We start from the raw sequence: 9046 nt of genomic DNA, 5'->3' as shown, positions 1-9046 counted from the left end.
TCTACATCTTTTAAATCTATTTTCATTGATTTAAGCTATTTTAATTCGAATTTCTTATTAAAAAGATTTATATATCTTTTTAGATAAATTTTTTAAGCAAGGGGTGAAAGTTATTTCAATCAGGAATAGGACGTTCGTTTTGTTCATTGCATTAATCCTTTTTTTCATGATAGGTGCGGTTAGTGCAGTCAATGAAACCGACGCAATGACACAGAATACTGACTTGGATGCGGCAATTGCCGACGAGTCAATAGGAAATTCTACACAAATCAAAACAACAATCAAAAGCAACGATACAAACATAATAAAAGGCAATGATTTCAGTGTACAGCTCACGGACACAAATTCAGCTCCAATAGCCAATCAGACAGTGCAGTTCACCTTAAACGAGGTCGTAAGTGACATCAAAACAGACGGCAACGGTGTTGCAAGGCTTAAAATCAATTTAAATCCGGGAACCTATACTGTAAAATACTCATTTTCAGGTGACGGATATGCCGAATGCTCAAATTCGACAAGCATTTTTGTAATCACAACATCAACTTCAAGGATAGATGCACCAAACTATGTTGCATATAAGGGCGTTGTAAACAAATACATCATTGTTCTTACTGTCGGAAACGTTCCTCTGGCAAACAGGGAAGTCAACTTCATAGTCGACGGGGTCACAATCACCAAAAAGACAAATGCCAACGGCAAAGCAGCCATTAACTTCAACAGGCCTGTCGGAACATATAGGATGACCCTTTCCTATGCCGGCGAGGACAATATAGACAAATCCTCCGCAGCAGTAAAGATAACGGTAAAAAAAGGAATTCCGACAAAAATCAACAGACTCACTTCAATTGTATTCAAGAATAAGAAGGCAGGATACTTTAAGGTCAAGGTCCTTGACCGCCACGGAAACCCTGTGGCATCAAACAAGGTGATCTTCAAGATAAACGGCAAGACCTACACCAAAAAGACAGATTCAAACGGAATGGCAAAGCTCAGAATCAAATTGAAAGCAGGTTCCTATAAGCTGAAGGTGTACTCCCAAAAGACTTCCGTCTACAACAAGGGATACAAAGCGTTCACAATCAAGGTCAAATCCAACAGGCTTCAAAATAACGGAATGTGGCTTTTTGCAAGTGACATGCAAAGCGTAAACTTCAACACCCTTCAGAAATACGGGACAAAACATGTCTTTTTGAACTTCTACTGCTTCACCAAATTCTCCAAAAGCTATGTTGAGTCATGGATTAAGAAGGCAAATGCACATGGAATCAAGGTCCACATATGGATGCAGGCATTCTACGGCGACAACGGATGGTCATATCCTGTCGTGCACGGAAAATATAATTATAATCTGATAAACTCCAAAGTAAGGGAAGCCGTGAAATATGCCAAAGTGAAAGGAGTTGCGGGAGTTCATTTCGACTACGTCAGATATCCCGGAACGGCCTATAAGCACAGCGGAGCGGTAAACGGCGTCAATCTCTTTGTCAAAAAGGCAACCGCCCAAATTCACAAGGTAAACAAAAAACTTATCGTGTCTGCGGCGGTGATGCCGGAACCGTCCGCAATGAAGAAATACTATGGCCAGGACATTGCGACAATGGGCAGATATCTCGATGCCATCGTTCCTATGGTTTACAAAGGAAACTACCATGCGGGAAGCAAATGGATCAAGTCAGTTACCCAGACATTCGTCAAACAGTCCAAAAAGGCACAAATATGGACAGGCCTTCAGGCATACGGCTCAGACTCCAACATAGTCAAGCTGTCAGCCAAGGAACTGAAAAGCGATGCGAGTGCCGCCTCCCAGGGAGGGGCACGGGGAATAATACTGTTCAGATATGGACTGTGCAATTTCGTGGATTTCAGTGAGGTTTAATATGAAAAGAATTGTTCTTCTTCTCATTGTTTTATTGGCTGCAATGTCAATATCGGCGGTTTCGGCCGATGAAAACATCACTGACGTCATCAGTGATGATATCCAGCAGAGTGATGAGGCAGACCAACTGCAGGAAAATATTTCAACCGAAAGCAATAGGACAGCCTCAAAAATAGAATCTTCAAACGTAAACGGATACGAATCCTTCAGGACAACAATCTCATTTAAACTGACCTCAGACAACATGCCATTGGCTTCAAAGAAAGTATCCGTTCTTGTAAACAAGGCCACATATGTCCGAACAACAGATAAGAACGGTCAGGCCAGCATATCCCTGAATCTCAAGGCAGGAACCTATACGGTAAAGTTCACCTATGACGGCGACAATCAGACTGGAAGCGCTGAAGCAACTTCAAGGATAGTCGTCAAAAACCCCATCAAGACCTCACTTAAATTGGGGGACAAGTACATTTACTACCGCCAGGGCTCAAAATGCCTCTTCTACGTCACATTACTGAATGCAAACGGCAAGGCCATCAAGAATCAAATTGTAAACTTCAAGGTCTCCGGAAAGACATATAAGGTCAAGACAGATAAAAACGGTCATGCCAAAATATTCCTGAACCTTAAAAAAGGAAAACATGTAGTCAGATATTCATTTTACAAGAATTCCCCTTATTTATACTCAACCGGAAAGCATACAATCAAGGTGCATTCCAAGATGGCAAAGGGAAACGGCTACTGGCTGTGGCCGATGCACATGAAGTCAGTGAACCTCAAAAGCCTTGCCCAAAGAGGAACCAAGCATATTTTCCTCCATGCCCAGTCCGTTTCAACCTACGGCAGGTCCTCCGTGGTATCTTTCATCGCTAGGGCTCACAGCTATGGAATCAGGGTTCACCTGTGGATGCAGGTATGCTGTGTGGGTGAAAACTGGGTAAGTCCCGTCAACGATGACGGATCATTCAAATACGGATTCATCAACGGAAAGATTAATCAGGCAAAAAGGTACGCAAGGATTCCCGGCGTTGACGGAATCCACTTCGACTACATAAGATTCGGCGGAACGGCACATAACCACAAGAACGCCGTCAAGTGCATAAACTATTTTGCAAAAAAGGCAAGTACCCAAATACATAAAATCAAGCCCGACTGCATAGTCTCGGCGGCAATCATGCCCGAACCGTCAATGATGACATATTATTACGGTCAGGACATTCCGACAATGAGCAAGTATATGGATGCGCTGCTGCCGATGGTGTATAAGGGAAATTACCATCAGACAAGAAGCTGGATTACTTCGGTAACAAAGACATTTGTCGGCCAGTCAAACGGTGCACAAATATGGACTGGATTGCAGTCATACCATTCGGACAACAATGTCAGAAGCCTGTCCCAAAGCGAACTCATTAAGGATTCAAGGGCTGCAATGAAGGGCGGCGCTAAAGGAATAATACTGTTTAGGATAGGAATAAGCTGCAACTTCAATTTCAAAAAGGTTTAGTTTACCATTTCCTTTTTGACAGTGCTTTCAATCTCTTTTTTTCTATTGACTTTTTCTTTTCGGACTGGTATTGCCTGTTTTGGCGACTGGTTGTTGTTTCATTGTTTCTCATGGCAGTCACAAGGTCAATTGAATTTCCGGAACATGCCATGACCAGGCGGATTTCCTTATAGTCCTTATTTTCGGGCGCTTTATAGACGACGGCATATTTGCCATCTCCAAGAGGCTCATGACTTATCGGCTCTTCGCACATAAGGCAGTCAACCACGTATTCCCGTGACAGGCCATTTTCAGATAATCTGTTAAGGAAATGGCGGTTTTCAAAGCACCAGTTGATGCCGGTTGTCTCGCCCATTAAAAATTTGTCGAATACATTCATTATCTTATATAATATGCAATATTTATTATAAACCTTTTGCATAACTAATAAACATGGGAAAGAATGGGCAGTGGGATTCATCAGTTTCTTTTATATTTGCAATGATAGGTGCGGCCGTTGGATTGGGAAACATTTGGCGGTTCAGCTATGTGCTCTATTCCAATGGAGGAGGCTCATTTTTCATTCCTTACCTGATTGCAATTGCCATAATGGGAGTTCCATTTTTAATATTGGAATACGGTGTCGGATTTTCATTCAAGAAATCCTTTTCCACGATACTGAGACAAATCAATCCAAAGTTTGAGATATTTGCATGGATTCTTGTCATTTTCGTATTCATCGTCACGATTTACTACATGGTTATCTTGGGATGGGATTTGGTATATCTCGGATCCAGTATCCATTTCGACTGGGGATTGGATGCCGCTGATTATTTCGTAAATAGTGTGGGCGGAAGCTCCAATCTATTGGACGCCTACTCTTTCATCGCACCGACAACCGTTGCAGTTATTTTGTTATGGATTGTTTTATGGTTCATTTCACATAGGGATGTTGAAAAGGGCATAGGAAAGGTTTCAAAAATCCTTATCCCCTCATTATTCATTATAATGGGCATAATCATCGTTTATGCTTTGACACTGCCTGGTGCCGGCGTGGGCATTAATGTGCTTTTGAGTCCTGATTGGGCAAAGCTTCTGGATGTGAATATCTGGCTTGCGGCATTTGCACAGATTATCTTTTCATTGAGTATGGGTCAGGCAATTGCCCTGACATATGCAAGCTATCTGCCGGATAAGTCCAGGCTCATTGACAATGTATTGGTGGTTGTCGCTTCAAACTCACTGTTTGAAATCTGCACAGCGTTTGGCGTATTTTCAATTTTGGGTTATATGTCCGTAACCGGAGGAACACCAATGGTTCAGCTTGTCACAGAGGGCACAGGTCTGGTATTTATTGTATTTCCGATGATTTTCAATATAATGGGTCCAATCGGAAGGATACTTGCTCCGATGCTGTTCCTGTCAATATTATTTGCGGGAATCACATCAGCTCTCGGATTTTTCGAGCCGATGTTGAATACGACTTCGGACAAGTTGGGATGGTCAAGAAAGAAAACTTCAACTGTTTTAAGCATTGTCGGATGTGCGTTTTCACTGATTTTAACATGCGGAATCAGCAGTTACCTTGTTGGAATAATCGATTCATTCGTTAACGAGTTCGGCATTCTGCTTCTTATAGGTATCCAGTGCATAATATTCGCGTGGTTTTATGGTGTGGACCGCTTTCTTCCTGTCCTCAATGAATATTCCACATTCAAGGTGGGAAAGAAATGGGTGTTCATTATCAAATACCTGCTTCCGTGTGTTTTGTTTTTCATTTGGATAATCGGCATAGTCAACTTATTCACTACTTCAAAGCCCTTTGAGATAATCGTTGATCTGGTAATCATCATTCTTGTAATTGTATTTGCAGTGATATTTACCAGAATCAAGCCTGCAGAGGATTAATAATTTTTGTATGCATCATATCCTGCGTATAGGTGGTATAATGTTTGGATGAGGCTTCCTGCAGGGTTGTTCATAAAAAACCATATGAATATGTGAAGGGCGATTGCCGCTGCAAAAAGGCCGACTCCTTTTGATTTGTCATCGCTTAGATATTGTCCAAGTCCAGGTATTATAAATGAGAAAATTGCATTCTTAAGGGAATTCGTATCCATGTCCATAACCTCTTTCATCTTCCTTAAACTAATTATTATTTAAATTTAATTTGTCTTTAATAATTTTAATACTTTTATGCACACCCGCCGAAATTTTTATCCATCATCTCAGAATATCAATCCGAATTTTCATTCCTCATAGAAATGTTTATTTTAAGGCATTGATAAAGTATAACTAACTGGAGGCTTTAAAATGAATAGGAAAATACTTGCAATATTTGCACTGTTAATTGTAGCGGCAAGCGTCGGTGCGGTTTCAGCATTCAGCTTAAGTGATTTAACCGGATCAGGCGCCAGTGACGAAAAAGTAACAATCGACGGATTTGACTTCAACATTCCGGCAGGTTTTGAAGAGGAAGTGCCATTAGCCATCAATGGTGATGTCAACGAATCCCAAGGCATTCAATACACAACCTGGGGAAAAACATTCTCAAAAGGTTCAAATGAGGTAATTTCAATAGGAGTTGCAACATACGACGGCGTTGAAGTTGAAGACTATGTCGCCGAGTACGTAGGCGGAGACAAATTGTCAGTAAATGGTGTTGACGGATATGAATATAATGTCTCACCGTTCGAGGGATTCGTCTATGCAAAAGAGGGAAAACTTGTCATTATCACTGTAAGCGACGCCAGCTTGCTTGAAGATATTGTAATAGCTTAGTCAGCTATTACTTTTCCTTTTTTTAAGTGGAATATGATTCAGTGATTGCAATGAATATAAACAGAAATCATATAATCATTCTTTTGATCCTAATCGGAGCAATATTCATAATCTGCGCCGCTTCCGCAGAGGGCGTAAGCGCAGCCAAGACATCAAAGAAAACAGTTAAGATTTACAATTTCAAGCCGGGAGTATTGTGGGCTCCAAAAGCCGTGAAACTTAAAAATGGTGATGCGATAGCTGGTTATGTCGAATACTCTGGAAACATGCAGTTCAACAGGGGAACCGGTGTGACAACATGGTATGTCGGCAATGGAATGAATGGAGACATCGAACCCCACCACACAAAACTCATCAAAGTCAAATTCTTTTTCAAGAACTCAAAAGGCAAAATCAAGACAAAAACAGTAAGGGGACACAGCGCACACATATCCACTAAGCTGATCAAGGGATACGCTCCTTATAAGGCCATTGTCTGGTATCAGACCAGATAGTTGAATCAACCCTTCAACTTCTTTTTTTATTTTTTCTTTGCAAAATTGATTTAATTCAATAAAAATACTTTTTTTCTGTAATATTTACTTTATTGAGCTTTTTAGTTAAATTTAAATAATTTAATGGATATAAATTTAAAATAACTAAATATAAGAGGTTTAATATGTCGGAATTTCAGGAGGATATGATATTCAAAAATGTCGTTGACGAAGATGCGCGATTATTCTTAGACATAATGGGCAGAAAATCCAAAAAAGTTAAAATAATGACAAAAGAATTACGTCAATTGGACCCAAAAACTTTTGTGCCTGACATTATCCTTGAACTTGATGATGAAATACTGATAATTGAGCTTCAATCAACAAAGGTTAAAAAGAAGCATCATCAGCGATTTCACATATACGTCGCAATATCTGATTATAACTTTGATGAAATAGGAAAAGAAGTTAATCTATGTGTTTTTTCAACAGCAGAGGAATCGAAACAAATTTCATACAGGGTAAATAAGGACAATGATTTCAATTATGAGATAATTAGCTTGGAAGATTATGACACAAGAGAAATTATTAATACTATTAATTACAAAATTGCAAATAATGATGAAATAAGCGGAAAAGAATTAATTCTGCTTTCTTTAGTCCCTATTATCGAAAAAACAGAAAACATTGAAGGTTATATTAATTGTGTGGTTGATATATTAATTAGTATTAAAGGACTAGCGCCATCAATTAAAGCATTAGCATTTGGAATCGAATGGTTAATCGTCGATAAATTTGTTAAAGATGAACTTACACGAAACATATTATGTGATAAATTAGGTGATAGGATGAGTCTAATTGATGAATATGGGCAGATTAAAGAGAAAAAAGGTATTGAACAGGGTATTGAGCAAGGTCTTGAACAAGGCGTAAATGGAGTAATCAGAAATCTTTTAAAATCAGGAATGGATGCTGAAGAAATTGCAAGTACGGCCGATGTCCCATTATCCAGAGTAAAATCAATTGAAACTGAATTAAAAAATGAAAAGGATATCTAAAAAAATAAAAAGAACTCAAAGTGAGTTATTTGATTCTTTTATAAGTCACTTGAGTGTATTTTGCTTTAAACTTATCAACTTTTAAACTTTTAGGGTATTGTGACTGGAACATTTTGTTTTTTGGAATCTTGGTCCATTTGTCCCAATGCCATTTTCCATTCTGCTTGTAATGAAGTTTGGCAAGGAATTTTATAGTGCCGTCAACATTTTTCTCAGCCATTGCAGCTGCAAAGAAGTGGTAACCGTATTTGGTCACTTTGTAGGTTACAAGACCATAATTGCCTCTTTTAAAGACTTTAGTACCTTTTTTGACAGGAACTGTCATGGTTTTTGTCTTTTTGATAGCTTTGTATTTTAAAACACGGTTGGCCTTTTTGGATGTAACCTTAAAACTGCTGCTTGCTCCATCGGCTGATGCTGTTGCAGTATAAGATTTTGAATAATATGTAGTTTTAGTCATTCTTGTACTTGTTTTTTTGGTAGTTGTTTTTAAAACAGCACTTGCAGGACACTTAACACTCACGCTAGCCACGCCATTGCCGTTAGTCTTTGCAGTATAGGTGTTGCCGTTAAGCTTGAAGGTTACTGTAACTCCCTCGATAGGACCGGTTGAGTTTTTGACAGTTGCCTTCAAGGTAATGTACTTGCCTTGAGTTCCGCTAACTGCAGAAGTGGTGATTGTCGGCTTTTCGGGTGTCGGTGTCGAATTTCCGCTAACATTCCCTTGAACGTCTTCTGTTGATGTTCCATTATCGGTTAAAACCACGTCATCTGTCGGTGCAGCATTAACGCTCAACATATCACTTGTGTCGTTGGTTACATTCTCGCTTGCAGAAACGAAGCCTACCAGCAAAAACATTAAAACAACGAACAAAATTGTCTTTTTCATATTAAATAATATTATTAAAAGAATTATATAAGCGTTTTTAAAAAAATAGGGAGTATTCTAAAACTTAGAATACCTAAATGTTAACTCTAAAATCAACAAGCTTGATTCCGTCCATGCCGTATCGGGTGTCCCATACTGATCCATAGAATCCTTTGATGTAGAACTTACCGTTCTGTTGGCATAATCCGTTCATATACTGGATACTGATTTTATGGTATTTCTTGTTTGTGCATTTGATTGTGACGGATGTGAACTTCTTGTCTTTCTTATAAGCATTTTTCAATGTCTTGTACTGCTTTGTGGTCAGTTTCCCCTTGTAGTCGCCAACTTTGACGTTTTTTGCGGCTGAAGCGGGTGCAAGGACCATTCCAACAATGAAAATCATAAGCACTGCCAGCAATATTATTCCCTTCCTGTTCATGTTAATACATATATGTCATTTTCATTTAAATTGTTTTTGCAAAATGGGAATAGTTTCACTAAAAA

The 9046-nt window shown here is 39.2% G+C and carries 10 protein-coding genes; 6 read left to right on the top strand and 4 right to left on the bottom strand.

Annotation, left to right across the window (positions count from 1 at the left end):
• Positions 1-103 precede the first annotated feature (103 nt).
• Both IJF99_RS05450 and IJF99_RS05445 read left to right on the top strand, forming a co-directional pair.
• On the top strand, positions 104-1876 hold the full coding sequence (locus tag IJF99_RS05450; RefSeq protein ID WP_292792882.1) for a putative glycoside hydrolase: 1773 nt from the start codon (positions 104-106) through the stop codon (positions 1874-1876).
• 1 nt (position 1877) lies between these two features.
• Entirely contained in the window at positions 1878-3380 is a 1503-nt protein-coding gene (locus tag IJF99_RS05445; protein ID WP_292792880.1) for a putative glycoside hydrolase, read from the top strand.
• Between the two features lies 1 nt (position 3381).
• Here IJF99_RS05445 and IJF99_RS05440 read toward each other — a convergent pair whose 3' ends face one another.
• A complete protein-coding gene (locus tag IJF99_RS05440) occupies positions 3382-3759 on the bottom strand; it encodes a hypothetical protein (RefSeq protein ID WP_292792878.1) in 378 nt (125 codons plus the stop codon).
• Positions 3760-3812: 53 nt separating this feature from the next.
• On the opposite strand from IJF99_RS05440, the gene IJF99_RS05435 reads away from it, so the two are divergent.
• Positions 3813-5267, top strand: a complete 1455-nt coding sequence (locus IJF99_RS05435; RefSeq protein ID WP_292792876.1) for a sodium-dependent transporter — start codon at positions 3813-3815, stop codon at positions 5265-5267.
• On the opposite strand, the gene IJF99_RS05430 is transcribed toward IJF99_RS05435, so the two are convergent.
• Positions 5264-5497 (bottom strand): hypothetical protein, encoded by a 234-nt coding sequence (locus IJF99_RS05430; protein WP_292792874.1) that lies wholly within the window; start codon positions 5495-5497, stop codon positions 5264-5266. The two genes, IJF99_RS05435 and IJF99_RS05430, sit on opposite strands and share 4 nt — an antisense overlap.
• A gap of 175 nt (positions 5498-5672) precedes the next feature.
• On the opposite strand from IJF99_RS05430, the gene IJF99_RS05425 reads away from it, so the two are divergent.
• From IJF99_RS05425 to IJF99_RS05415, 3 genes are all read left to right on the top strand, one after another.
• A complete protein-coding gene (locus tag IJF99_RS05425; protein ID WP_292792872.1) occupies positions 5673-6140 on the top strand; it encodes a hypothetical protein in 468 nt (155 codons plus the stop codon).
• A 50-nt stretch (positions 6141-6190) separates the two neighbouring features.
• Positions 6191-6634 carry a hypothetical protein gene (locus IJF99_RS05420; protein ID WP_292792870.1) on the top strand — a complete coding sequence of 148 codons (444 nt, stop codon included), beginning with the start codon at positions 6191-6193 and terminating at the stop codon, positions 6632-6634.
• A 164-nt stretch (positions 6635-6798) separates the two neighbouring features.
• A complete protein-coding gene (locus IJF99_RS05415) occupies positions 6799-7671 on the top strand; it encodes a hypothetical protein (protein ID WP_292792868.1) in 873 nt (290 codons plus the stop codon).
• Between the two features lie 25 nt (positions 7672-7696).
• Here IJF99_RS05415 and IJF99_RS05410 read toward each other — a convergent pair whose 3' ends face one another.
• Both IJF99_RS05410 and IJF99_RS05405 read right to left on the bottom strand, forming a co-directional pair.
• Positions 7697-8560: a hypothetical protein gene (locus tag IJF99_RS05410; RefSeq protein ID WP_292792866.1), complete on the bottom strand. Its 864-nt coding sequence runs from the start codon at positions 8558-8560 to the stop codon at positions 7697-7699.
• Between the two features lie 73 nt (positions 8561-8633).
• A complete protein-coding gene (locus IJF99_RS05405) occupies positions 8634-8981 on the bottom strand; it encodes a hypothetical protein (RefSeq protein ID WP_292792864.1) in 348 nt (115 codons plus the stop codon).
• Between the last annotated feature and the right edge of the window lie 65 nt (positions 8982-9046).

Source organism: Methanobrevibacter sp. (genome assembly GCF_017406825.1).
Classification (GTDB): domain Archaea; phylum Methanobacteriota; class Methanobacteria; order Methanobacteriales; family Methanobacteriaceae; genus Methanocatella.
This window is presented reverse-complemented; position numbering and strand designations above follow the sequence as displayed.